This window comes from Desulfoluna sp. CLI2B, from assembly GCF_056847375.1.
Window position 1 is genome coordinate 6205199 of sequence record NZ_CP186557.1, and the last position, 23684, is coordinate 6228882.

Annotated in this window: 20 protein-coding genes and 1 pseudogene; 7 read left to right on the forward strand and 14 right to left on the reverse strand. The window is 59.7% G+C overall.

Features of this window, described 5'->3' with window-relative positions; genetic code table 11:
• Window positions 1–525: 525 nt before the first annotated feature.
• The 4 genes from ACOYW2_RS28680 (at window position 526) to ACOYW2_RS28695 (ending at window position 7806) form a co-directional block, all read left to right on the forward strand.
• Window positions 526–3795, forward strand: coding sequence for an AfsR/SARP family transcriptional regulator (locus ACOYW2_RS28680; RefSeq protein WP_482768817.1), 3270 nt, complete (start codon window positions 526–528; stop codon window positions 3793–3795).
• 655 nt (window positions 3796–4450) lie between these two features.
• Window positions 4451–5590 (forward strand): sulfate reduction electron transfer complex DsrMKJOP subunit DsrP, encoded by a 1140-nt coding sequence (dsrP, locus tag ACOYW2_RS28685; RefSeq protein ID WP_482768818.1) that lies wholly within the window; start codon window positions 4451–4453, stop codon window positions 5588–5590.
• 360 nt (window positions 5591–5950) lie between these two features.
• Window positions 5951–6622 carry a PDC sensor domain-containing protein gene (locus tag ACOYW2_RS28690; protein WP_482768819.1) on the forward strand — a complete coding sequence of 224 codons (672 nt, stop codon included), beginning with the start codon at window positions 5951–5953 and terminating at the stop codon, window positions 6620–6622.
• A 5-nt stretch (window positions 6623–6627) separates the two neighbouring features.
• Window positions 6628–7806, forward strand: a complete 1179-nt coding sequence (locus ACOYW2_RS28695; RefSeq protein WP_482768820.1) for a methyl-accepting chemotaxis protein — start codon at window positions 6628–6630, stop codon at window positions 7804–7806.
• 32 nt (window positions 7807–7838) lie between these two features.
• Here ACOYW2_RS28695 and ACOYW2_RS28700 read toward each other — a convergent pair.
• Window positions 7839–8270 (reverse strand): annotated as a pseudogene (locus ACOYW2_RS28700) (phospholipase A); the annotation flags it as partial.
• Window positions 8159–8458 carry a phospholipase A gene (locus ACOYW2_RS28705; protein WP_482771100.1) on the reverse strand — a complete coding sequence of 100 codons (300 nt, stop codon included), beginning with the start codon at window positions 8456–8458 and terminating at the stop codon, window positions 8159–8161. The pseudogene ACOYW2_RS28700 and the gene ACOYW2_RS28705, both read right to left, overlap by 112 nt.
• On the opposite strand from ACOYW2_RS28705, the gene ACOYW2_RS28710 reads away from it, so the two are divergent.
• On the forward strand, window positions 8399–8614 hold the full coding sequence (locus tag ACOYW2_RS28710) for a hypothetical protein (RefSeq protein WP_482771114.1): 216 nt from the start codon (window positions 8399–8401) through the stop codon (window positions 8612–8614). The genes ACOYW2_RS28705 and ACOYW2_RS28710 overlap by 60 nt on opposite strands.
• A 247-nt stretch (window positions 8615–8861) precedes the next feature.
• Here the strand turns inward: ACOYW2_RS28710 and ACOYW2_RS28715 are convergent, their stop codons facing one another.
• From ACOYW2_RS28715 to ACOYW2_RS28770, 12 genes are all read right to left on the reverse strand, one after another.
• The gene (locus ACOYW2_RS28715; protein ID WP_482768821.1) at window positions 8862–9539 is read right to left on the reverse strand and encodes a phospholipase A; all 678 of its coding nucleotides are present in this window, start codon (window positions 9537–9539) and stop codon (window positions 8862–8864) included.
• A gap of 344 nt (window positions 9540–9883) precedes the next feature.
• The gene (locus tag ACOYW2_RS28720; RefSeq protein WP_482768822.1) at window positions 9884–10090 is read right to left on the reverse strand and encodes a DUF3418 domain-containing protein; all 207 of its coding nucleotides are present in this window, start codon (window positions 10088–10090) and stop codon (window positions 9884–9886) included.
• On the reverse strand, window positions 10066–13878 hold the full coding sequence (gene hrpA, locus ACOYW2_RS28725) for an ATP-dependent RNA helicase HrpA (protein ID WP_482768823.1): 3813 nt from the start codon (window positions 13876–13878) through the stop codon (window positions 10066–10068). Before hrpA ends, ACOYW2_RS28720 begins: the two co-directional genes overlap by 25 nt.
• A 524-nt stretch (window positions 13879–14402) precedes the next feature.
• A complete protein-coding gene (locus ACOYW2_RS28730; RefSeq protein ID WP_482421034.1) occupies window positions 14403–14651 on the reverse strand; it encodes a hypothetical protein in 249 nt (82 codons plus the stop codon).
• Window positions 14652–14963, reverse strand: a complete 312-nt coding sequence (locus tag ACOYW2_RS28735; RefSeq protein WP_482768824.1) for a hypothetical protein — start codon at window positions 14961–14963, stop codon at window positions 14652–14654.
• A 7-nt stretch (window positions 14964–14970) separates the two neighbouring features.
• The gene (locus tag ACOYW2_RS28740) at window positions 14971–15432 is read right to left on the reverse strand and encodes a hypothetical protein (RefSeq protein WP_482768825.1); all 462 of its coding nucleotides are present in this window, start codon (window positions 15430–15432) and stop codon (window positions 14971–14973) included.
• 362 nt (window positions 15433–15794) lie between these two features.
• A complete protein-coding gene (locus ACOYW2_RS28745) occupies window positions 15795–16802 on the reverse strand; it encodes an acetyl-CoA hydrolase/transferase C-terminal domain-containing protein (RefSeq protein ID WP_482768826.1) in 1008 nt (335 codons plus the stop codon).
• Entirely contained in the window at window positions 16799–17065 is a 267-nt protein-coding gene (locus tag ACOYW2_RS28750) for a hypothetical protein (protein WP_482768827.1), read from the reverse strand. Before ACOYW2_RS28750 ends, ACOYW2_RS28745 begins: the two co-directional genes overlap by 4 nt.
• Window positions 17066–17108: 43 nt before the next feature.
• Complete coding sequence (locus ACOYW2_RS28755) at window positions 17109–17972, reverse strand: hypothetical protein (RefSeq protein ID WP_482768828.1); 864 nt, start codon at window positions 17970–17972, stop codon at window positions 17109–17111.
• A gap of 144 nt (window positions 17973–18116) precedes the next feature.
• Window positions 18117–19190, reverse strand: coding sequence for a rhomboid family intramembrane serine protease (locus tag ACOYW2_RS28760; protein ID WP_482768829.1), 1074 nt, complete (start codon window positions 19188–19190; stop codon window positions 18117–18119).
• A gap of 414 nt (window positions 19191–19604) precedes the next feature.
• Complete coding sequence (locus ACOYW2_RS28765) at window positions 19605–20204, reverse strand: MarC family protein (protein WP_180137290.1); 600 nt, start codon at window positions 20202–20204, stop codon at window positions 19605–19607.
• 170 nt (window positions 20205–20374) lie between these two features.
• On the reverse strand, window positions 20375–21613 hold the full coding sequence (locus tag ACOYW2_RS28770; RefSeq protein ID WP_482768830.1) for a M48 family metalloprotease: 1239 nt from the start codon (window positions 21611–21613) through the stop codon (window positions 20375–20377).
• A gap of 267 nt (window positions 21614–21880) precedes the next feature.
• On the opposite strand from ACOYW2_RS28770, the gene ACOYW2_RS28775 reads away from it, so the two are divergent.
• The gene (locus ACOYW2_RS28775) at window positions 21881–22807 is read left to right on the forward strand and encodes a substrate-binding domain-containing protein (RefSeq protein ID WP_482768831.1); all 927 of its coding nucleotides are present in this window, start codon (window positions 21881–21883) and stop codon (window positions 22805–22807) included.
• Between the two features lie 55 nt (window positions 22808–22862).
• On the forward strand, window positions 22863–23669 hold the full coding sequence (locus tag ACOYW2_RS28780; protein WP_246317700.1) for an ABC transporter substrate-binding protein: 807 nt from the start codon (window positions 22863–22865) through the stop codon (window positions 23667–23669).
• Window positions 23670–23684: the final 15 nt, after the last annotated feature.

Here is a 23684-nt window from a genome sequence, read left to right on the forward strand (position 1 = left end):
ATGATCTGAAAGTGGTGCAGGGGATGCTTCATGGTGGAGGCCGCGTATGTCTCGGCCCGGACGTAGTCGAGGAAGGGGGAGGCCGGTGGAGCTGCCTAGCAGTGTCGCTCCGGTGTACGTTCCCTTGTCGGCCTCGCGGGTGTAACTGGCGTTGAGGCTCTCTAAGGCCATGATCTCGCCGGGGAAGGCGATGTGAAAAAGGCGGGGGGACCTTCTGGGGGTTGTCTTGCCGTTGTCCTTTGACTCTTCCGCCCAGATCTCAAGGGTGCCTGCAACTTCCATGCGCATCAGCACAAGGGCTTCGGCGCTGTTGATCTGCGAATAATCCATGGGGCCATCCATTGTTTTGGTTTGGTTCACGGGGAATACCCTTAGTGTAATTCGGTGCCCGGGGAAGATCAAGGGATCCTTTGGTGGAAGCCGCACCCTGCAAAATCTTGGCTGGCCCTTGCCCGGGTTTCTGGTATAGATTGCCAAAGGCAAACGTTTTTTTATGGGCAACGTCTTCGGCAGGGTTTCCCCAAGATGGCAGACATCCTTCACTCCAAGCTCCTTGCGCCTCACCCGCAGGGCCTCCTCGACCGGGGACGGCTCCATGCATGCTTCGGTGAGCTCTTCCAACGAAAAATTACGACGGTGGTGGCCGGGGCCGGTTACGGCAAGAGTACCCTGGTGGCCCGGGCCTTAGGGCAAGGCGGGGCTCAGACCGTCTGGTACCGGCTGGATGCCTTTGACCGGGACCTGTCGGTGTTCATGGGGTACCTCATCAGCGGGATCGAAGGGCTTTGTGCCGGGTATGGCGGGGTGCTTCCGGCTGTCCCGGAGAGGGTATCGGTCTCCCGGGAGGAGCGCGAAGCGTTTCTTTTGGCCTTTGTCAAAGGCCTTGAAGAGATGGTCGCCACCGAGACCGTCATTGTGCTGGATGACTACCACCTGGTGGGCGAGAGCGCCGAGGTCAACAGGGCTCTGGATTTTCTCTTGGAGAGACTCCCTCCTTTGGTGCATGTGGTTGTCATCAGCCGCACGGCCCCGCCCCTTCGCCTGTCGAGGCTTCGGGTGGCAGGGGGGCTTCGTGAGATCGGCGAACGGGAGCTTGCCTTTACCGAGGAGGAGATCGGCGCCCTCTTTTCCCGGGTGTTCGGCATGTCCCTTTCACGGGATGCCGTGGGACATCTGCGTGAGAAAAGCGGGGGATGGGCCGCCAGTCTCATGCTGTTTCGATGTTCTCTGCAGGATGCGGGGGACCGCGGGGTGGAGGGCAGGCTCCTGGAGCTCAAAGGATCCCAGGGCTATGTCTTTTCCTACCTGGAGGAGAATGTTTTCGAGACGCTGGAGCCCGACGAACAGGATTTTCTGGTGAAGAGCTCCCTGCTTGCAACCCTTGACCCCGGGCTGTGCGATGCCGTCCTGGGCATTGACGACTCCCTGGCGCGCCTTCGAGCCCTCGAAGACCGCCACTTGCTTACCTTCTCCCTGGACCCAGGGCGCAGGTCCTTTCAGTACCACCATCTGCTTCGGGATTTTTTGCGGGAAAAGCTCTCCGAACAGGTGAGCGGCGAGGACATTGGCGCCCTTCACCTTGCGGCGGGCGAGGCCATGGAGACGGACACGCCTCTGGAAGCTCTGAACCACTACCTGGACGGGCTGTGGTATGACAAGGCCGCCCGGGTTGTGGAATCCCTGGAGGGGCGGTTCATCATCCAGGGCAAGGTTCGTTCCTTAAGGGCGTGCCTGGAGGCGTTCCCGTCGGCCTATCGCAACCGGACCCCCCATCTTCTGACCATCGAGGCAAAGCTCCTGTCCTGTGCGGGCATGCCCCGGGAGGCCATCGCCCTGTTGAGGCGGGCCCTGGTTCTTTTTCGCGATGTCCATGACGGCTCCAACGAGATGAAGTGCCTGTCGAACCTGGGGTTTCTCTATTACTACACCGGCAACGTGCGTGAAGCCAGGCTCCTGCTGGAGCAGATCGTGGGGGGCCAGGACACCCACTCCGAGACCTACGCCTTTACCATGACCTTCCTTATCTTTTTTGCCGCAGTGCTGGGGGATATGGAGGCCTCGGACGCCTACACCCGGGAGGCCATGGATGCCATCTCACTCCTGGACGAACCCGACCGGTCCGCAAACCTCACCATCGTGGAAACCTCCCTGGCCTACCGCCTTTACTACGCAGGGGATTTCAAGGCCTCCCTGGAGGTGAGCCGCCGCTCCCTTCAACGGGCCGGGGAGCATGGGCTGGATTTTTGCCTGCCCCTGACCTACTACCAGCTTTCTGTGTGCTGCTTTTTCATGGGTGCCTTTGATGACGGGTGCGCCTATGCGGAGCAGGGCATCGCAGCCTCCGAGGCCATTGACCTTAACGACAGCCAGAAGGGATGGGTCTATGTGGCCTGGGCCCAGAACTGCCTGGGCTTGGGAGCCCTTGACAGGGCCGAGTCTCTGGCGCGAAAGGGCCTTGCCATCTTTGAGTGTCCGGAGAACAGGTGGGGCATGGCCAGCACCCACGACTTTTTTCACGAGATCAGCCTGGCGCGGGGCGATGTCGAGTCTGCCCGGGCAAGCCTGGCGACCGCCGCAGGGCTCATCAAAGGTTACGGTCTCACCGTCACCGAAGGCATTCTGGGCATCGGTCAGGCCGGGCTGGCCCTGGGAGAGGGGAACCCGGAAAGAGCCCTGAGCATTCTTGAGGAGAGCAGAGACAAGGTTCGGCCCGCCGCCCATCATCTCCTTGCCCTTTATCTTCTGGAGACAAGGTGCCACCTGGCAGCCTCACGGGAGGAAGAGGCTCAGGTCGCTTTCGAGCGCGCCCTTCACCTTGCCGCAGACAAGGGACTTGTCCACCGGATGACCGGTGAACCGAAGCAGCTCGTGCCCCTTTTGGCCCGATGTTATGCAAAAGGCTGCCGGACAGAGCTGGTGGTGCGTCTCCTCAAGGCAATGGGCGCTCCCGCAACAGATGGGCTGGCCGTTCTTGCCAGGGGCAGGGACTCTGCGGCCAAAGGCAGCGCAAAAGCACTGATGGCCCTCATGCCCTCCCCTGCCTCGTCCCCTTTGACTCTCTCTCTTCTGGGGCCGTTTGCGGTCAGTGTTGGGGGTGAGGCAATCCCTTCCGAGGCCTGGAACAGCACCAAGGCCCTGACAATTCTACAGGCCTTGGCGGCAAAACGGCGCGCGGGCTTTGTCCATCGGGAGACCCTCACCGAACTCCTCTGGCCCGAAGAGGATGCGGAAAAGACCGCCAAGCGCTTCAACGTGGCCATGAGCGCCCTGCGCGCCACCCTGGAGCCCCACCGCACCGCCAAAGGGGCCTCGTCCTATCTTGTGAGGCAGCAGGACGCCTATCGGCTCGACCTGGGCGATGGGGGAATCATCGACGTGGAGGTGTTTCTGGACCATCTGGAGGCCCTGGACAACGAAAAGGACGCCCCCCTTCAGGACCTCCTTGCCGCCGAAGCCTGCTGGAAAGGCCCTCTCCTGGAAGAGTACCCCTTTGACGCCTGGTGCCAGCCGGAGCGCGACTCCCTGACAACCCGGTACCTTGCCCTGCTTATCCGGATCATGGATCACCCGGACATGGCAGACCACCCCGCCAAAGCCCTTGCCTGCGCAGAAACCTACCTGGGGCTCGATCCCCATGCCGAACCCGTCTACCGCACCGTTATGCGCCTTAATGCCCGCATGGGCAACAACGCCGGGGTGGTGACCGCCTACACAGCCTGCCAAACCCACATGCAGGCCCTGGGATGCCCCCTGCACGAAAAAACCATGGCGTTGTACGAGCAGCTTATTGGCTGAAAGGTTTTGCCTCATGACGGTACCGGACCTTCGGGTACCGTTGCTCGCTCCCAGGCTCTGCCTGGGAGTGTCGGTTGCAAGGCTCCGCCTTGGCGGTGTGAAGCATAGCGACGTAATGGATTTCCCTTACCGGGTGAAGCGATTTCGGGCGTGGAGGCAGAGCCTCCGTGCATCATTCCCAGGCGGAGCCTGGGAACGAAAGAATATCGTGGCGTGTGCTTGCATGGCCGTTCCGATTTTTCGGTTACCGTTGCTCGCTCCCAGGCTCTGCCTGGGAGTGTCGGCAGCAATGCTCCGCCTTGCCGGTGTGAAGCATAGCGACGTAATGGATTTCCCTTACCGGGTGAAGCGATTTCGGGCGTGGAGGCAGAGCCTCCGTGCATCATTCCCAAACGGAGCCTGGGAACGAAAGGTAAGGGTATTGCCCCTTGCCTTTGGCATTCAGAACGGGCGCAGCCCGTCAGCAAATGCGCAGGGCGAGGAACGAGTCCCGGAGTATTTGCGAACCTGGGTTCCAAGGGCTCAGCCCTTGGCCGCCGGAGGCACGCTTTTCCCTGGCGTTTTTACTGCTGCTTTATTCCTGCTTAACTTGCGATTTGTATACTCCCTCCCGACAGATGTTTGATGACCTGGAATTTTTCTATGCGGAGGGCGTATGCTTGAGTTGGCGATTAAGGGCGGAAAAGGGTATTGGGCGTGGATTGCGGGGCTTCTGGCGGTGCTGGTGCTGGGGGCGTTGTGTTACGGGCAACAGCTTGAACACGGGTTGATGATCACGGGCCAGAGCCGGGATGTCTCCTGGGGATTTTACACGGCCCAGATGACCTTTCTGGTGGGGGTGGCGGCAGGGGGGGTGATGCTGGTGCTTCCGTATTACCTCCATGACTACAAGGCCTTCGGGCGGATCACGGTGCTGGGGGAATTTCTGGCCGTGGCTTCCATTGTGATGTGTTTTCTCTACCTGCTCATTCATTTGGGGCAGCCCTTCCGGGCCCTGAATATTTTCCTCAACGCCACGCCGTCGTCCATGCTCTTCTGGGACGGCAACGTGCTGATGGCTTACCTTCTTATGAACATCATCATCGGGTGGAATGTCCTTGAGGCCGAGCGTAACGGGGTGGCACCGGCCCCCTGGGTGAAAGTGCTGGTGTATCTTTCCATTCCCATGGCCTTTGCCATCCACACCATGACGGCCTTTATCTACTGCGGCCTTCCAGGTCGGGGGTTCTGGCTGACGGCCATTCTGGCCCCCCGGTTCCTTGCCTCGGCCTTTGCCGCCGGTCCGGCCCTTCTGATCCTGCTCTGTTTTATCATTCGAAAGGTCTCGGACTTTGACCCCGGCCAGAAGGCGATCAAGACCCTTGCCGTCATCACCGCCTACGGCATGGTGGCCAACCTCTTTTTCCTGGGGTGCGAGGCGTTTGTGGCGTTTTACTCCCGGATTCCAGAGCACATGGACCACCTGAAGTACCTCTACGTGGGGCTCCACGGCCACGGGGTCCTCGTTCCCTGGATGCGGGGCTCCCTGCTTCTCATGGGGGCGGCCGCGCTCCTGCTTATTCCCCCCGTGACCCGCAACAATGAGACGACCCTTGCTGTGGCCTGTCTTTGCGCTTTTGTGGGCATCTGGATCGACAAGGGCCTCGGCATGATCATGCCGTCTCCCCTCCACCATGTCACCGAGTATGTGCCCTCCTTCATGGAGCTGATGATCTCGGCGGGTATTACGGCCATCGGTCTTCTGGTCCTTACCGTGCTGTACAAAATAACCCTGGGCGTGAAACGAAGCAATTGAGACGCTGAGCCACCTTCTGCCTCCGGTGATTCTGCCGGAGGCAAAAAACAAGTTAAATTGTTACCTTTGAGATGATCAACTGTGTGGCGATGAGGGTGGGCAGGTGATGTTATGAGGAATGCCTACAGGGGGCTCCCTTCATTGAAATAATGTTGATTCTTTTACTTGAAATTTATATACCATTCTTCAATTTTAAATAACATATTGCTTAAATGGGGAATGGATATGAGGGTAAGAGGGGTAGGGGCGAAATTAAATATCCTGACGGGTATTCTGGTTCTGTTGACCTGTGCTGCGGTGACATCCATCAATTATCGTATCGGGCGGTCCTGCCTTGGAACGTTTCTCGAGGCGATCCACATGCCGGCGGTGATGAAGAATATCTCTTCCGTGGTGGATGATCGGTTGATCTGGCCTGCGAAAAGCCTGGACATGGTGGCGGAAAACCCCTTTTTGATTCGGTGGGTCAAAGAGGGAGAGCCCGAAGCGGGCCGTGAGACCGGCAGATCAGCTCCAAGGGCGTCATTTGGTAGCCTGGGCACCGGTGGGGCCAATGTGGTGCTGTGGGACAACCAGAGCTATTACGACATGCGGGACGGGAAAGCGAGCTTCAAGACACTTTCACCTTCCGACGCCTGGTTCAAGGCGTTTAAGGAGAGCGGGAAAACCCTCGATATCAACCTGCACATCAATGACCCGGTGTATGGTTCCATGGCCTTTATCAACCGTCGCATTGAATCAGACGGGCGCTTCCTGGGGCTGACCTCCGTTTCTTTGGACCTTGCGACCTTCAACCACCAGATTACGGACACCACCGTGGGGGAAAAAGGGGAAACCTACATGGTGGACCGCACGGGACGGGTGATGTTGCATCGGAACCGGGACCTCATTCAACGGCAGACCCTTGCGGACAAAGCCGGGTGGGGGGAGCACGCCGAAGCCGTACTGAGTAAGAAGCGCTCAGTCATCCGCCTGACCGATGCCCGGGGCGATGCCATTATCGCCATGACGCGCTTTGTCCCGGACTGGTGACCCTTGTGGCCGAAGCCAATGAGGACGAGCTGATCGAGACGGTGAGCAGTACCCTTTTAAAAGAGATGAACGGCTTGATCGCCATCCTTGTGGTCACCTTCCTGCTGCTTGCCGTGCAGGGATCGGGGCCTGCCTGTTCTCTGTATCACCATCACCGGCCCATCAACGAAACCGTTGCCCGAATCAAAGACATTGCCACGGGGGAGGGCGGATGGACCTCAGGCTCTGTAGGGGGCGCAAAGATGGAAATCGGAGAGCTGGCTTCCTGGGTCAACACCTTCATGGAAAAGCTCCAGAATATTGTGGCGCGGATTTCGAGGAGCGCAGAGGAGGTGACAGCGGCATCCGAGGAGTTGCTGGGCATCTCCCGGGACCTGGTCAATGAAACCCGTGACACTTCGGAAAAAGCCTCTGCGGCCAACGCCGCCACCGAGCAGACGGGTTCGGGCATCGAGGCCATCTCGGAAACCATGGCCGATACCTCCCGCCAGGCGGCGGGGATTACCTCCGCAGCCGATGGGATGGGGGTGGCGATCCAGGCTGTTTCCAAGGGGGCCGGAGAGGCCATGCAGCAGACCGGAGCCGCTGTGGAGACAGCGGACAGGACCCTTGAAACCATCACTCGCATGGGGCGGGCCGCGACCCAGATTGAAACGGTCTCCGAGGCGGTCACGGAAATTTCCGAGCAGACCAAGCTGCTCTCCCTCAATGCCACCATCGAGGCAGCCCGGGCAGGGGAGTACGGCAAAGGGTTTGCCGTGGTTGCCGACGAGATCCGGGCCCTGTCCCTCCAGACAGCCGAGGCCATTGAGGCCATCAAAAAAACGGTTCAGGGCATCCAGGATGCCACCCGGGAGAGCTTGGAAGAGATCCATGCCATGACCGAGGCCGTGAAAAACACCCACAATATGGTGGGGGGCATGGAACAGGCTGTGGATGCGCAGGCCGCATCCACCCAAGACATCACAAGGCACATCAATCAGATCGCCGTAGGCATCGATACGGTTTCCGAACGGGTCAGGGCAGGGAGCCTGAGTGCCCGGGAGACCACCGTGGATATCAGAAATGTCTGTGAGTCAGCGGAGCGGATGTCCGGCAGCGGCAGGCAGGTCCAGGGAAGCGCCGAGCAGCTCAGCGTTCTTGCCAGGGACCTGAGGTCTGCCATCAGCAGTTTCAGGATTTAGCATCCTTCGCCTTTGTTTGCATGTGGGCGGGTTTATCTGGTGAGCATAAAACCCGCTCCCACGCGGGTGATCTCGCGGTTGTAGTCGATGAGGCTGTCTCCGTATCCGTGAAAGCCCTGGACCATGAAGAAGACGCCCCCTTCGGTGACGGGGATGCTCCAGGTGAGGCTTGCGGCCCCTTTTCCTTCCCGCAGGTTGCCCCGGGCCATGAGGTGGATGAGCTGCTCTTTGGCGAACTGATACTTGATGTTGAACTCACTGTAGCCCATGAAGTCAGCAATGTCCGGGTTGTTGCTTCCTTCGGAGCCGTCTGAGGAGACGTCTTTGCTGTCTTCGGTGATGTACCAGAGCTTCAGCCAGGCAAGGAGGTTGCCGTCGGCGTAGAAGGGGGTGACGTAAAAGCGGTTCCAGCTTCGGGAGTCGGGCATGTCCTGGCCGTTGGATTCGTGCTCGAAGCCGAGGTCCGCCCCCATCTTGTTGACAAGGGGGCCGTTTCCCAACAATTGGTGAAGGGGGCTGCCCGGCAGGAACCGGTAGAAGATCTCCGGGGTCTGGGGGCCTGCCCCGTCTCCCGAAAGGGGAGGAGCTTGTCGTGATTGTAAGCCTGCCAGAAGGATTTCTGGGTGTAGGCCACGTGGAACCCGGTGTTCATGATCTGTTTTTTGAGGCTGAACTGAAAAACGAGTTCGCTGTGTTCGCTGTGGTAGGCATCGGACCAGGTGAAGGGCATGATCCAGGTGGCCTTGTGCCGGGAGATGCCCTGGGCCATGTCGGTGATGGTGTAGTCAAAGGCGCGGGCGGGTGTTGAAAACACAAGCCCCGCAAGGAGCAGGAGGAGGTGAAAAGCACGTGGGCGCATGGGGGTTACCTTTTCAAAGCTCGCATGGGTCTGAGGGCCTCCGCGCGGAAGGCCCCGGTGAGAAGCGTGCTGCTTGCATATCAGCGCCGTACGTTAGCATGAAAGGCTGATTTGTGAAAAGGCTTCACGTGATGTGTACAATGTTTTGAGTGGGGGCCACGCTATGAATACCTTGACGCCACAGGAGCCGGAGGGCTTACCGGGAGAGCATGATGCCCACACCCATGCGGGAGACGGACCGGTTGTAGTCGATGAGGCTGTCCCCGTATCCATGGAATCCCTGGACCATGAAGAAGGCCCCGCCGTCGGTGATGGGAATGCTCCAGGTGAGGCTCGCGGCCCCTTTGCCCGTTGCCGGGTTGCATCGGCCCATGAGGTTGAAGAGCTGGTCCCCGTAGGTCTGGTATGTGAGGTTGAGCTCTCCGTACCCCATGTAATCGGCGATGTCCGGGTTGTTGCTTCCGCTCTTTCCGTCTTCGGGTACGTCTTCGCTGTCCTCTGTAATGTACCAGAGCTTTAGGGCCACAAGCAGGTTGCCGTCGGCGTAGTACGGGGTGAGGTAGGCGCGGTTCCAGCTTCGGGACTCGGGCATGGAGCGGCCGTTGGACTCGTGCTCGAAGCCGATGTCCAGGCCCAGGTTCTGGCTTCCCAGGGACTGGAACAGGTCGTTGCCGGGTTCAAAGCGGTAGAAGACTTCAGGGTTGTAGTTGGTCTCCCGGAAAGGGCTGGACTCGTCCGTGTTGTAGGCCTGCCAGAAGGATTTCTGGGTGTAGGCCACGTAGAGCCCGGTGTCCATGATCCGCTTTTTGACGCTGATCTGAAAGACCGCCTCGGTTTCATCTCCGTTGTATTCATTGGACCAGGTGGCGGGCATGATCCAGGTGGGTTTGTGAAGGATAGAATCCTCTGGGCCACATGGGTGATTATCGCCGTGGCCCTGCTGGTTGTGTCACGAAAAGGGTGGCCGTGAAAAACGCCAGGGCCACGATAAAACGAAAAATCATCAGTTTGTCCTGCTTGGAAATGATGGGGTGGTCAACTTAAAGGGAAGACACCGCACCGTGCGGTATCCTCGGATGTTCCCGCGGGGATGCGGGAACGGTGTTTTATCATATAACGGTCAATGGGGCGTTTCCCTTGAGGGAATAATGACAGGGGGAGGCGCGAAGGCATGGCCTTCGCGCCTTTTTTTCTGGGGGGCTATACCCCGGCAATCTGTCAGATCATTACCTCTATCTCCCGGATCCATTTGTTGAGTCGCTTGGCCGAGACCTTTTCCCGGGTGCCGATCTCCTGGGCGTAGATTGAGATCTTGAACTCTTCGATGGACCAGAAGAGGGCCTCGATGGCCTCTTTTTTCTCTTCGGAGGAGTCGGGGTTGAGGGAGGCCACCAGGCTGTTCATGGCCTGGACAAAGGGGGCCACTTCCCGGGCTTTGACGCGGTCTTTTTCCGGGGCGTCAAAGGCGCGCTTGGCGACGCTACTGCCCGGATGCGGGCGTCGAGCCGGGTGAGGCGGCTGGGGCCGTAGAGGTCGATGAAGTTTTTGGGGACCAGAAGGTCCAGCTCGTTTCGCATCATGCCGGTTAAGAGCTGGCCCGCCGGAGTCTTGGAGCGCCGGAGTTCTTCGGTGTAGATGAGGCTGCTGGTGGCGTGGTACTCGGTGAGGATGGCCTCCACCGCGGCCAGGAGCTTGGTTCCCGTGGCGTAGAGCTTTTTGGACACCTCGTTGACGTGGGCCTCGAAGGCAGCGCGGGTGCGGATGTCTGCTGCAAAGAGCAGCTCCGTGGTCTTGGCGGCCAGGGCCGTGGTGAGGGGGGCGTCCCCTCCGAAGTAAGCGGCGCGTTTTTTTGCCTCTCCGGTGAGTTTCAGGTCTTTGGAGAGGCTTCTGACCTCTTTGGCCAGGCGCAGGGCTGTGAGGGCCGATACCCCTTTTCTGTGGAGGCGCAGGGCCTCCTTGTCGTGGCGGTGGAGGACAAGGTCCACGGAACCTTTGCGTACGGTCAGGGCCGGGTAGGCAAAAAGGCCTCCGGGCGCGGGGACGGATGCGGGGATCTCGTCCATGGGCCATTCGGTGAGGCCGGTTTTCTCCCAGGTTCGGCTCAGCTTTCGGAAGGCGTCGTCCTTGGGGGCCACGGCTTCGGCTGCCGGGGTGAGGAGGACGGATTTGTCCCGGGACGCGGCCAGCTCCTTGCCCTTGGCGCCGGTGACGGCGATGCGCACCTTGAGGTGATCGGGCACGGCCCCGGCCTGCCATGCGTTGGGGGGAATGCGCACCCCGAACCGCCTGGCAATGAAGGAGCCCAGGGCGGTGATGAGGGGGCGGGTGGGAAAGGCTCCCTGTTTCAAGGTGTCGAGCTCTTCCATCTCCCGGGCGATGACTGCCACGGTGTCGGAGACGGGCACCAGTCGCTTGCGGTGCTCCTTGGGCAGGGCCTTGATCATTGCCTCGATCTTTTCGGGCATGAGGCCGGGCACCACCCAGTCCAGGGCCTCTTTGGAGAGGGCTTTGGCCGAGTGCGCCGGAACGGTGAGGGTGACGCCGTCTTTCTCTTTTCCAGGTTCAAAGGCGTAGGAGAGGGAAAAGGTGCCGCCTCCCACGGTGATGCCCTTGGGAAAGGCTGCCAGCTCCTCTTCCTCCGGGGTGTACCGGGCGATGGCCTCGGGGTCCATCATCAGGTGGGCGTCTCCCCCGGCCACCTTGAGGTGCCGTGAGAAGGTGCGGATGTCCCAGGTGTTGGTGATTTTGTCCGCGTAAAAGGAGAAAAGATCCTCCTCACTGATGAGGATGTCCCGTCTTCGGATGCGGTCTTCCACCTCTCGGACGTCGTCGATGAGGGCCCGGTTGTGTTCTAAAAAGGTAAAATGCCGGTTGCCCTTGGGCACCTCCAGATCCCCTTCCACCAGGGCGCTGCGGATGAAGAGGCGGGTGGCCTCTTCGGGATCGGTGGGCCCAAAAAGGACCTTTCGGTCTGCGACGATGATCAGGCCGAAGAGGGTGACCTGCTCGTCGGCCACCACCGCGCCCATCTTCTTTTCCCAGCGGGGGTTGGAGAAGGTGCGCTTCCAGCTTTCCCCCAGTTCCTCCAGCCAGTCCGAGTCGATGCGGGCGACGTTCCGGGCAAAGAGCCGGGAGGTCTCCACCATCTCCGATGCCACGATCCACTGCCCACCCTTGTTGAAGAGCCCCGACCCCGGGAAGATCATCACTTCGCGCCCCTTGGTGGCGTTGTAGCGGTTTTTCTCCTTGCAGGTGGCGATGCTGGAGAGGTAACCGGCCAGGATGGATTTGTGGATGGCGGTGTACTCGGCTCCGAAGGTCGCTTTTTTCCCCTTTTGGGGCTCAGCCGATCGGGTGGATTTTTGGGTGACGTCCGGGGAGAACTCCTTTGCGATGCGGGAGAGCTGGCCGTGGATGTCGATCCATTCGCGCATGCGCAGAAAGGAGACGTAGTTCTCCTTGCAGAAGGCCTTCATGGCGCTCATTTTTTTGGTGCCCCCCATGTGCTCCTTGAACCGCTTCCAGATGTTGAGCAGGGTCACGAAGTCGGAGCTGGGGTCTTTGAAGGCCGCGTGTTTCTGGTCGGCCTGGGCCTCTTTGCCGTCGGGGCGCTCCCTGGGGTCCCGGATGGTCAGGGCCGAGATGATGACCAGAACCTCTTCGAGGCAGCCGTTGGCCGAGGCGTCGATGAGGATGCGGGAGAGCTTGGGGTCCACGGGGATGGAGGCCATGATGCGCCCGGTGCGGGTGAGGGCATGGCGCACCTCCCCGTTTCGGCCCTTTGTCTCCTGGATGGCCCCGAGCTCCAGAAGGGTCTGGAAGCCGTCGGCAATGCTCTGGGGAGAGGGGGGATCCACAAAGGGGAAGGTCTCCACTCGGCCGAGTTTTAAAGAAAGCATGCGCAGGATAACCTCGGCCAGGTTGGCCCGCAGGATCTCCGGCAGGGTGAACAGGGGGCGGCTCTCCAAGGATGCCTCGTCGTAGAGGCGGACGCACACCCCGTTTTCCACACGGCCGCAGCGCCCTTTTCGCTGGTCGGCGCTTGACCTGGAGATCTCCATGACCGGCAGGCTGGTGGTGCGGGTGCGGGGGGAATATCGGGGGATTCGGGCCACGCCCGTGTCGATGACGTACTTGATGCCCGGGATGGTGATGGAGGTCTCGGCCACGTTGGTGGAGACAATCACCTTGCGGCCGAAGGCGCTCTGGAAGACCTTTTTCTGGTCGTGGGCGGAGAGGCGCGCATACAGGGGCAGCACGGTCATGGCCTTGTGGCGCCTACCCTCGATCATGTCGCAGGCCTCTTTGATGTCGGCCTCCGTGGGCATGAAGATGAGGACATCCCCGTAGGGACCCAGGGCCACGAGCTGATCCAGGGCGGTGACCGCGGCCTCCACGTAGCTGTCGTCCTTGGATTCCAGGGGCTGGTGGATCACCTCCACGGGGAAGGTGCGGCCGGACACCTCAATGATGGGGGCCCCGGAAAAGGCCTTGGAGAATTTCTCCGTGTCGATGGTGGCCGAGGTCACAATGACCTTCAGGTCCCGCCGTTTTTTCACCAGGGTGCGCAGGATGCCGAGGATAAAGTCGATGTTCAGGCTGCGCTCGTGGGCCTCGTCTACGATGATGGTGTCGTAGGTGGAGAGGAAGGGGTCGCCCTGGGCTTCGGCCAGGAGGATTCCGTCGGTCATGAGGCGGATGGTGCCGTCTTTGTCTCCGGTTTCGTGGAACCGGATCTTGTAGCCCACGCTCTTGCCGGGTTCTTCGCCCATCTCTTCGGCCAGGCGGTTGGCCACGGAGACGGCGGCAATACGCCGGGGCTGGGTCACGGCGATGAGCCCGCCCGTGCCGCGCCCTGCCTCCACGCAGAATTTGGGGATCTGGGTGGTCTTGCCCGAGCCGGTCTCCCCGGAGATGATCACCACCTGGTGCTTCTTGATGGTCTCGACGATCTCTTCTCTTCGGGCGGTAACCGGAAGGTCCGGGTTGTAGTTGAGGGCAGGCGGGTTCTGGCGGCGGCGGTTGCGCTCGTCCATGGACGCTGCAAGGCGCTCCCGGAGGGCGGTAAGCCTTCCCATGGCTTTCTCGTCCGGGGTGTTGATGCGTTCGAGTTTCTTCAGGTCCCGCCGCAATGGGTGGCGGTCCCTGATCATGGTGCGGCCCAGGCTCCGTAAGGCCCGTTCCACCTCTTTTTTAAACGCCTGTGATTCCATGCGTCTCCTGCTCTCCACGGGTGATAAATCCTCCGGGGGTTTCCACTCTTACCCCGGCTTCGGCAGGGACACTTTAATGACAATGCCATGTAAAATCAAGGCCACGGCGAGGCGTGGGCAGGGCCAATGCATTTAAAAATGAGCCGCCTCGCGGTTGCTTTTTGAAAAAGCTCCGCAAAAACGTTCCGGGTAATCAAAAGGCGCTTATCTCCAGCCCCGCAGGGGCTGGAGATAAGCGCTTTGATAAATTAAAAAAGAAGAGGGACTATGCTCTGAAGTAACGCACCTTCAAAAAACAAAATCTGTTTGTCAAACTTTTCAAAAGTGTGGCCCCCGGCAGGGCCGCCGGAGGCCAAAATCTAAATGCGTTAACCCTGTAGGCGTGGGTTTTTCCCTTTGTAACCGTTCGGTTCAAAAGAGCCTTCTATGGTTAACGTGGGGAAAAAGCAAGCCTTCGGCGGCAAGGTGGGGCACCTTGAAACCCTTTGTTGCGTGCAGGGATGGATGGGCGAGGCTGAGGCCGGCTACGGATGAAAGGTGCTGAGCAGCTCGTCGATACGGTCGTTTCTGCGGCGCGCTTCGGTGAGCATCTCAGGGTTGTGGGAGGCCTTTTCCAGGCTTTCGGCAAGGGCGAGGTTTTCTTGCCGGAGGGCGGTGAGCTGGTCTGTCAAGGAGTCCAGGGCCTCGTTGACCATGTCTGCTTCGTCCCGGAGATAGTCCCGTTCCGAAGGCGGACGGCGAAGCGGCGGGGGGGTTGCCTTGCCAGGAGTCACTCAAGGGGCGGGGTCCACTGAGGGGGCCCAGATGCGGTGGGTCATGATTACCAGGTGGACGAAAAAAAAGAGGAAGAGAACCAGCACGGCGGGCACGAGGCGCTGGGCCAGCAGGAGAAAGACCTGGGCGGCCTCGTACTGGGCGTTGGGGTCGGAGGCGTCAAACATGGCGTGGAGAACAGGCAGGAGGGTAAAGGCGAGGGTCACGGCAAGGGTGATGGCCATGTACCCCAGGCTGACAAAGATCAGGCGGAGCTGAAGGGAGCGGTTGATGACATAGTTTCTCAGCTTGCGTTCATGATCCTTGGACATGACGGCTCTACCTTTCGATGATTGTGTCGGTTGCAAAGCTGTATTCGTAAACGGTGGCGGCACGTTTGTGCTTGGCCTGCATGGTGAACGGATTGTTGGGATTGTACGGGTCCTCGGGTGATCCTGCAACGATGGTGATGGAGACCCCCTTGGAGAGGGTGTAGTCGGTCAGGTCGATGGTGGAGGGCAGGCCGTCGTTGCGAATGGACTCCCCCTGGTCGCCGATGCAGGTGCCGTTCATGGAGAAATGGAATTTCTGGAAGTCTGCAAAGAGCTGAAGATCGTGTTGGGTGGTGATATTGAAGGCCGAGGCGCTGGTGATCTTGAGGAAAATGGCCCCACCGGCAAAAAGGGCGGTGGTGAGGATGGCCACAATGCAGATCTGGGCGGGCGTCACAACGGGCTTTCGCTCTCGTTTGCGATGCGGCTTGGCATAAGGGTGTCGTCGGCTTTTTTTCCGAACGGTCATGGTTTCCCTCATGTGGGACGGCGGCCCCGGTGAACGGGTCCGGGTGCCGTTTGGCTGTGCGTCGTTGGGTGATGTTGCGGGAACCGATGAGTGCGTCGCTGGGTTGGGCTCCCATATGCTGCAGCTGATGAGGAACGTGCCTTGTCGGGTGACGTGGGGTGAGTTGGTGCGGATCATCGTGTGCATACGGGCATCCTTGGGCACAAGGGTCGGGTTCCAGGACCCGACCTGTGAAGTATGCGATATATTGTATTGAATCTCAACAGAATAAATCAGGGGCGCCGGTACTCCCTGTAACGGCCATGGGGATGCAAGGGCCTGCCCCCCCGGACGGGGTGCAGGCCCTGTTTCGGGATGGCGGGTTACCCGGCGATCCGTCCGTTGGCTTTCAGGGCGGAGATCACCACTTTCTGGAGGAGCCTCTCCTTGAAGACCGCCGGGGTTTTTAGGGCCATGCGGTTCAGGTAGGGCTCGGCCCCAGCGGGCACGGGTTTAAAGAATTCACCGGCCAGGGACATGGCCACGCCGAGCTTGTTTTTGCCGGCCTTGGCCTTGAAGGCCCGCAAGGCACCGCCCAGGGCCACCTCTTCGTCGGTAAAGTCCGTGCCAAAGGGAAAGACCTGAAAGAGTCCCTCTTGTTTGTACGGGGCCAGAAAGGCAGAAACCTTTTCCGGGGTGTTGTGACGATAGGCTTCGGGGATCTCGTAGTGAGAGGGCACCTTGCCGGTTTTTTTGGCCCGGGCCAAAAGGTCGCCCTGGAAGCGGGAGTCGGCGATCTTGATGAGTTCCAGGATGACATCCTTGTCGGGCAAGCCCCGGACGTCGGCGATGCCGTATTCGGTCACCACGATGTCCCGAAGGTGCTTGGGCACGGAGCAGTGGCCGTAGTTGAACACGATGTTGGACTGTGGGTTGTCTGCGTTTCCCCGGGTGCTGCGGACCATCATGATGAGACGGCCGTCGGGAAGGGCATGGGCCATGGAGACAAAGTTGTACTGCCCCCCGATGCCGCTCACCACCCGTCCGTCGTCCAGGGCGTCGGAGACAACGGAGCCGAAGATGCTGATCATCATGGCGGTGTTGATGAAGCGGCCGTCCTTTCTCTGGAGGCTGCGGAGCTTTTCGTCGCCGTAGAGCTGGTTCACCTTGTCCACCCCGGACATGCCAAAGAGCTTTCTCTCCTCTTCGTCCATGGTGTTGAGGGCCTTGTAGAAACTGCGCGGACCAATGAAAAAGGCCCCTAAAATCACGCTGCCCCCGTTGAGCTTTTCTCCGCGGATCGCTTTGATGGCCTGGAGGTTTTTCGGTACGGACAGGTCGGTTTCATAGGCGGTCTCCCCGTCGTAGAGTGTGCCGTCTCTCCAGGTCACCCCCTCTTTGAGAAGGCCGAAGGCGGTGAGGAACCGGACATCTTTTCGGCTTCCTGCACAGCCTCTTTTTCGACGAGAAGGTCAAACAGGTTCTCCGGGAGAGCCTCGCAGTCCAGGCGTTTTTCGTTGATCAGCTCCATGAGGGGCTCGCTCTCAAAGACCTTTCGCTTGAGGATGCCGCTTTTGTAGAGCTCCATAAAGGCGTCCACAAACATCTCGGAAGAGCCGTAGAGCCCTTGGGCAAAGGTGTCGGTGCCTCCCACCTTCTGGATCAGGTCGCCGTAGGCGGCCGTGATCCCGGCCTTTTCAATGATGGTGTTGTACCTGGCATTGTCGGTGTGGCGAAGCTGCAGGCCGGAGACAGACCAGGGCGTCCCCCAAGTAGCCGATACCCACCTGGATGGTCCCCCCGTCCTTGACCAGGGCGCTCACATGGAGCCCGATGAGGTGGTCCACGTCGGAGACCGACTCCTTGGGCGGGCCGAACAGTTCGTAGGAGGTGTTGTCGTTGTTTAAGATGAAGTCGTAGTCCGCAGCCGGGACCACGGCGTCTCCGTACATGAAGGGGAGGTTGGTGTTGACCTCGCCCACCACCGCCACTTTTTTGCCCTTGGCCCGCTGGTTTTTCAGGGCCGCAATGCACTCTAAGCTGATGTCGGTGTTGCAGCCCATGGAGTACTGGGGGCCCGATCCGTTGCCGTCCCGCACGGAGAGCATCTGGCCGTAGACGTTGATGCCGAAATTGATGCCGTCCCGGATGACGTGGGTGTAGTTGGAGTTGAGGTGGTTCTGCTGGGCTTCGGGGCTGCCCATGTACCCCCCGGCTTTGTTGAAGAACTCGTAGAGCTTGATGTTTTCGGGCATGGTTCCGGCCCGGAAGTCTTTCATGTAGTCAAACTCCGGGCATCCGCCGAAGATGCGCTCCACAAGGGGACCTAACAGGCGTTTTTCAAGGTCGCTGGCTCCTTCGGGTTTTTCCAGGGCCAGGGCGGTGAGGATGGTCAGCTTGATCTGCGGGTTTCTTTTGGCGTGTCGGTAGAGTTCGTTGACAAAAAGGGCCGGTTTTCCCAAGGCCAGAGGCATGCCGAAACAGGATCCGTTTCCGACGGTGCGGATGACTTCTTCCACACAGGCGGAGGTGTTGTCATGGTACGTTGTGTTACTTGTCATAACCCATATCCCCCCTTGCTGTTTCAATGTCTCCATGGGGCTCGAAGCCCGCGGATCCTGCCTTGATACTATGGTGGCGCACATGAACTATGTTATTATTGAGGATGCAGTAATGCCTGTAAAAAAAACGTGGGAAGGAAAATACTATGAGTATTGTTCGGGAATGCTGTTAATACAAAAAGGGGGACGCGATTTCTTTGGGCTAAGACCAAGAAAAGGCAGGGTGATCGGCAGATACAGCACCGGCCGTTGTCCGATGATTTCGGCTCCATCAATCCATGGCAATGGTGAGGAAGATGCTGCCGGTGAGCCGTTGGGGTGGGGAAGCCCCAGGCCTTTTAAGCGAAGCCGTTTGCCCGGTTCGACACCGGGTGGCACCGTGATCTTGATGAGGCGGCCCTTGCCGAAGCGGAAGAGGTTGATACGCTTGACCGCCCCTTTGCGCGCCTCTTTGGGCGTGATGGCAAGGCGCCCGGTGAGGTTGAAGCCTCCCTGGTCCACGCGGACATGGATGATCTGCAGGCGCGGGGACCGTGACCGGACGGCCTGGAACCTGTGTGGTTTGGTGGGCGCCTTGCGGGCACCCGTGACCAGAACAAAGGCCATGCCGCAGAGAAACCCGCCGATGTGCGCCCACCAGGCAATGGCGCTGGCACTGCCGCCGGTGGCGTTGAAGAACTGCATGAGAAACCAGATTCCGAGAAAGATGAAAGCCGGGATTTCAAAGAAAAGAGGGATGAAGAACAGGGGCACCAGGGTCAGGACCTTGGCCCGGGGGTAGAGGAGGAAATAAGCCCCCATGACCGCTGCCACGGCACCGCTGGCGCCGATGGTGGGCACGGTGGAGCCCGGATTTAAAAGCATGTGGGAGAGCCCGGAGACGACACCCCCGCCCAGATAGAAAAGAAGGTAGCGTACATGGCCCAGCCGGTCTTCCACGTTGTCCCCGAAGATGTAAAGGCTGAGCATGTTGCCGAGAAGGTGCAGCCAGCCGCCGTGGAGAAACATGAAAGAGACCAGGGCCGTCATCTGGCCCGCCACGCCAAAGTACTCCCAGGCCGCAGGGGTGGTGTAGCGCGCCGGGACCAGTCCGTAAATATGGTAAAAGTGGGCTGGTTGCGACAACGTCTGCAGAAAGACCAGGAGGTTGATGACAATAAGGGTGGTGTTCACCACCGGCAGGGTGCGGGAGGTGAGGGTGTCTCTCAGGGGGATCATGGGCGGTCCCTTAGGCTGTGTGGTTGTGGGGTTCGGCTTTCATGGCTCCTATCCTGCCGATTTTGTCGGGTGCTTGCAAGGGGGAAGCAGGTCATGGGGCATAGGGGATGGGTTATAGAAGGCGGGGCGGTTGAAGGGAAAAAACCTTCAGTAGCCTTGCTGGGGGCTTTCAAAACAACCGCTAAAGATCGACCGAAACGGAGCGCCGCACTCCGGTGCGGCTTTTTAGTCCGTCGTTACCCGTGCCGCACAGGAGTGCGGCGCTCCAGGGGACAAGGGTGTTCGTGGCAGGGGAGCTGTTTAAAAAATGCTAAATGCCCTTCATCGTTTTCAGCTCAAAATTGCCTCCGGCGGCCCTGCCGAAGGCGAAGACGGAAGCTTTTTTCAAAAAGCGACCCGCCGGAGGCTTTTATTCTATAGCAGCAGAAAATTTCGGATGCCGGTGAAGATGATCTGGGCGGAGATGGCGGAGATCATGAGGCCCGTGACCTTGGAGAGGATGACCACGCCCTGCTTGCCCACGGCTTTGACCACCAGGGGCGCGAAGAAGAGCATGGAACCCACAAAGCCTGAGGCCGTGAGGATGGCCGCACCGATCTCCAGTTTGGCCGGAAGGGTGGTTGCTTCTGCACCGAAGAGGAGCAGGACCCCGATCCCCCCGGGACCGACGGTGATGGGCAGGGCCAGAGGCACGATGGCGATGTCGTTGCCCTCCCCGGCGCTCTTGATGTTGGAGCTGCCTCCTACCATGGAGACCCCCGAAAGGAAGAGGATGCTGCCTGCCCCGATGCGGAAGGCATCCAGGGTGATGCCGAAGAGGGCAAAGAGGTATTTCCCGAAGAGAAAGACGCAGAAAGAGATGACGATGATGCCGAAGGTCACCCGCAGGGCCAGGCATTTTTTCTCCTTCTCTTCCATCTCCTGGGTCATGGAGATGAAGGCGGAGAGAACGAAAAAGGGGGTGAAGATAAAGAAGATCTTCAGGGCGTCGTTGATGAATAAAGAGAGGTCCACGGGGCTTGCTTCCTTGATTCAGAATACTACGCATGGGCACGCCGGGACACTTCGGGCTCCGGCAGCCGGGCAAACAGCTCCCCGGGTTTGGAAAACGGCAGATGTTCCATGGGGAGGCAGCTTTGTATACACCAAATCAGGGAGGGATAAAACAGGAATTTGAAAGGATTTTATAAAATCTTGGAGGGGAACGCAAACAGGGAGTAGGGGATGGTGAATAGGGTGTAGTGAATGGTGAGTGGTGAATGGGGCGTAGTGGCCTTCGTCATCGTATCGGCCACCGGGGTGTTTTTGATGACACCCCCCAAAAGGCCGCCGGCCCTTGCGCTTTTTTCCTGAGGAACGAAGGAGAAAGCGCAAGGGCAATAAGCTTTGGATGCTTCTTGTTGACTTTCCCCGGATTCTGGGGTTGGCGGGGCCGGAAGGGCCCTTGGGGGTGCCGCCCGTGGGGCGGGGACGCGTGCCCCGGAGCTTGGCCACCCGCTCTTCAATGGGAGGGTGGGTGGAGAAGAGGTTGGCCAGGCTGCGGCCCGACAGGGGGTTGGTGATGAACATGTGGGCCGTTGCCGGTTCCGCGTCCATGGGGATGCGGCTGGAGGCGGCCCCGAGCTTTTCAAGGGCGCCTGCCAAGCCTTCGGGGTTGCCGGTGAGCTGGGCGGCCGCTGCATTGGCCTGCAGGCATCCCGGCACCGAAGATGGCCATCTGCAGCAGCCACGGCGGCCATGGGGGCGATGATGCTCATGGCGATGAGGCCGAAGATGCCGGAGCCTCCTTCTTCATCACTGCGCCCTCCGCCGAAGATGGCGGCCCAGCGGGCCATGGACGCAAGGGTCATGATGGCACCGGCCAGGGTGGCGGCCACGGTACCCACGAGGACGAACCCGGCCTCGACGTGGCCCAGCTCATGGGCCAGGACGCCTTTAACCTCTTCGGGCCCCATGAGGTCCAGAAGGCCCTGGGTGACGGCCACCACCCCGTGTTCCGGGTTGCGGCCCGTGGCAAAGGCGTTGGGGGCCTGCTGGGGGATGATGCACACCCTGGGCATGGGAAGCCCGGCGCGACCTGCAAGCTCTTCGACCATGGCGTAGAGTTTGGGCGCTTCGGTTCGGCTCACCTCCCTGGCCTTGTACATTTTAAGGACCATCTTGTCCGAGTAGAAGTAGGAGAAGAAGTTCATGCCCCCGGCCAGGACCAGGGCGATGACCATGCCAGCCTGGCCGCCGATGACACGTCCTGCCATGACAATAAGAAGGGTTAAGACCGTTAAGAGCATCGTGGTTTTGATCTGGTTGCCCATGGAAGACTCCTTGATGAGAATGAAATATTCGGGCTCGGAAACATCGCCCCTGCGCCCGGTACCTTGGCCCGCAATGGCTGGCGGTGCGGATTGCGGGACGTCGGTCTGCATTCTTTCTGGCCTTTGGGGCGCTGAAGGGGATGACTCCGAAGTGTATTCACCAAAAGATAAAGACAAATTTTGCTTTGGCAAGGGGCGGGGCCGCGTGAAACACGAAATGAGGCTTTGGAAAAACCGGCGGAAAAGGGACACTATGGGGGATAGTTGTCATTCTGGGTCATTTTGGGTTATTCTTGGTCTGTCTCTTCAAAATGAGTTGACAAGAAATCAATGGACCAAACTCTGAAACGCTGAAATGCATTGTTTCAAGGGGGATGGATGAAAAACAGGGGTCGTGGAAAAGACCTTCTTACCACCAGGGAGGTGGCCGATTTTCTCGGTGTCAACGAGAAGATGGTGTATCAGCTGATTTCGGACAAGGGCCTGCCCGCGTCCAAGGTCACGGGAAAGTGGCTTTTCCCTCGATACCTGGTGGAGCAGTGGGTGGAGAACAGCACCATCAACTACCCGGATGCCGCCCATATCCACACCGGCGGCAGCGGCCCCCTGGTGGTGGCCGGGAGCAACGATCTGCTTCTGGACCGGGTGCTTTCAAAGTACAACAAGAGCAGCCGGGGAGAGCTGGCGGTTTTCGGCAACGTGGGCAGCATGGGGGGCATCCAGGCCCTTAAGAGCGGCATGTGCCATATCGCCTCCAGCCACCTCGTATCCACCGACGACCAGGACTACAACTTTGAGTTTGCCGGTCGGGAGCTGGAGCGGCAGCCGGTGGTGATCAACTTCTGCCACCGGGAGCAGGGCATCGTGTACCGCCCGGGATGGACCGATTTTTCCGGTGTGGCCGACCTTTCGGCACCCGGGATTCGCATTGTCAACCGTCCCCTGGGAACAGGCACCCGGCTTCTTTTCGACCGGGAACTCAAGGCCTGCGGCATTGAGGCCGTGAGCCTCGAAGGCTACGGTGAGGAGGTTTCCCGCCACATGGACGTGGGGCTGGCCGTGCTCTCCGGGCGGGCCGACGCCGGACCGGGCATCCGGACCGTGGCAGATCTCCTGGGGCTTGGCTTTTATCCCCTGCGACGGGAGCGGTTCGACCTGCTTGTGCTGCGTGAGTTCTATTTTGATCGAAGGGTTCAGGGCTTTCTGGCCCTGCTTCGGGAGAGCTCTCTCAACGAGTTGAAACAGGGCTTGACCGGATACGATATTGAGGGGAGCGGGCTGATGCGGTTTCCCGACAGTCCGTGACATGAACAACCAGATGCAACAAGGGATGGGATTTACCATGATGAAGAGACGATTTATGACCACGATGATGGCCCTTGTGGCGGCCATTGCCGTGGCGGGAAGTGTACAGGCCAAGGCGCTCATGATGGCCACCACCACCAGCACCGACAACACCGGACTCCTGGATTACCTGGCCCCGGAGTTCACCAAGGACACGGGCATTGAGCTCAAGTGGACCTCTGTTGGAACGGGCAAGGCCCTGAAGCTGGGCATGAACTGTGACGTGGACGTCCTCCTCGTCCATGCGCCCCCTGCCGAGAAGAAGTACATCAAAGACGGCTACGCCGAGTCCCGCAAAGAGATCATGTTCAACGACTTTGTCATCGTCGGCCCCGAAGCCGACCCTGCCAAGGTGAAGGGCATGGCCGTGGAAAAGGCCCTTGCCACCATCCGCACCAAAGGCAAGACCTTTGTGAGCCGCGGGGACAACTCCGGCACCAACAAAAAAGAGAAGCTGCTCTGGAAAGCGGCGGGCGGCCCCCTTCCCGAAAAGGAAGCCTGGTACGTCCAGACCGGCCAGGGCATGCTGGCGTCTCTTAACATCACCGCAGAGCGCGGCGGTTACACCATGACCGACCGCGGCACCTACATCAAGTACAGCCACAAGAACGGCGGCAACCCGCCTTTGAAGGTTCTCGTGGAAGGCGGGGCTATTTTGAAGAATCAGTACAGCGTGCTGATCCTCAATAGCAGCAACTGCCCAGATGCCCAAAAGGAGCTGGCCGAGGCCTTCTCCGCGTGGATGGCAGGCGACAGGGCCCAGAAGCTCATCGCCGATTTCCGCCTGCTGGGCATGGCGCTGTTTACCCCCAACGCCCAATAAGGCCAGGACCAAGGA

Bases quoted from the DNA above. Each gene is read 5' to 3' on its own strand.
- ACOYW2_RS28755 (WP_482768828.1), bottom strand. From the start codon at position 17,972: ATGACAAGTAACACAACGTACCATGACAACACCTCCGCCTGTGTGGAA.
- ACOYW2_RS28780 (WP_246317700.1), top strand. From the start codon at position 22,863: ATGACCACGATGATGGCCCTTGTGGCGGCCATTGCCGTGGCGGGAAGT.
- ACOYW2_RS28775 (WP_482768831.1), top strand. From the start codon at position 21,881: ATGAAAAACAGGGGTCGTGGAAAAGACCTTCTTACCACCAGGGAGGTG.
- ACOYW2_RS28770 (WP_482768830.1), bottom strand. From the start codon at position 21,613: ATGCAGACCGACGTCCCGCAATCCGCACCGCCAGCCATTGCGGGCCAA.
- ACOYW2_RS28680 (WP_482768817.1), top strand. From the start codon at position 526: ATGGCAGACATCCTTCACTCCAAGCTCCTTGCGCCTCACCCGCAGGGC.
- hrpA (WP_482768823.1), bottom strand. From the start codon at position 13,878: ATGGAATCACAGGCGTTTAAAAAAGAGGTGGAACGGGCCTTACGGAGC.
- dsrP (WP_482768818.1), top strand. From the start codon at position 4,451: ATGCTTGAGTTGGCGATTAAGGGCGGAAAAGGGTATTGGGCGTGGATT.
- ACOYW2_RS28735 (WP_482768824.1), bottom strand. From the start codon at position 14,963: ATGTCCAAGGATCATGAACGCAAGCTGAGAAACTATGTCATCAACCGC.
- ACOYW2_RS28705 (WP_482771100.1), bottom strand. From the start codon at position 8,458: ATGAACACCGGGTTCCACGTGGCCTACACCCAGAAATCCTTCTGGCAG.
- ACOYW2_RS28715 (WP_482768821.1), bottom strand. From the start codon at position 9,539: ATGCCCGCCACCTGGTCCAATGAATACAACGGAGATGAAACCGAGGCG.
- ACOYW2_RS28760 (WP_482768829.1), bottom strand. From the start codon at position 19,190: ATGATCCCCCTGAGAGACACCCTCACCTCCCGCACCCTGCCGGTGGTG.
- ACOYW2_RS28690 (WP_482768819.1), top strand. From the start codon at position 5,951: ATGCCGGCGGTGATGAAGAATATCTCTTCCGTGGTGGATGATCGGTTG.
- ACOYW2_RS28740 (WP_482768825.1), bottom strand. From the start codon at position 15,432: ATGACCGTTCGGAAAAAAAGCCGACGACACCCTTATGCCAAGCCGCAT.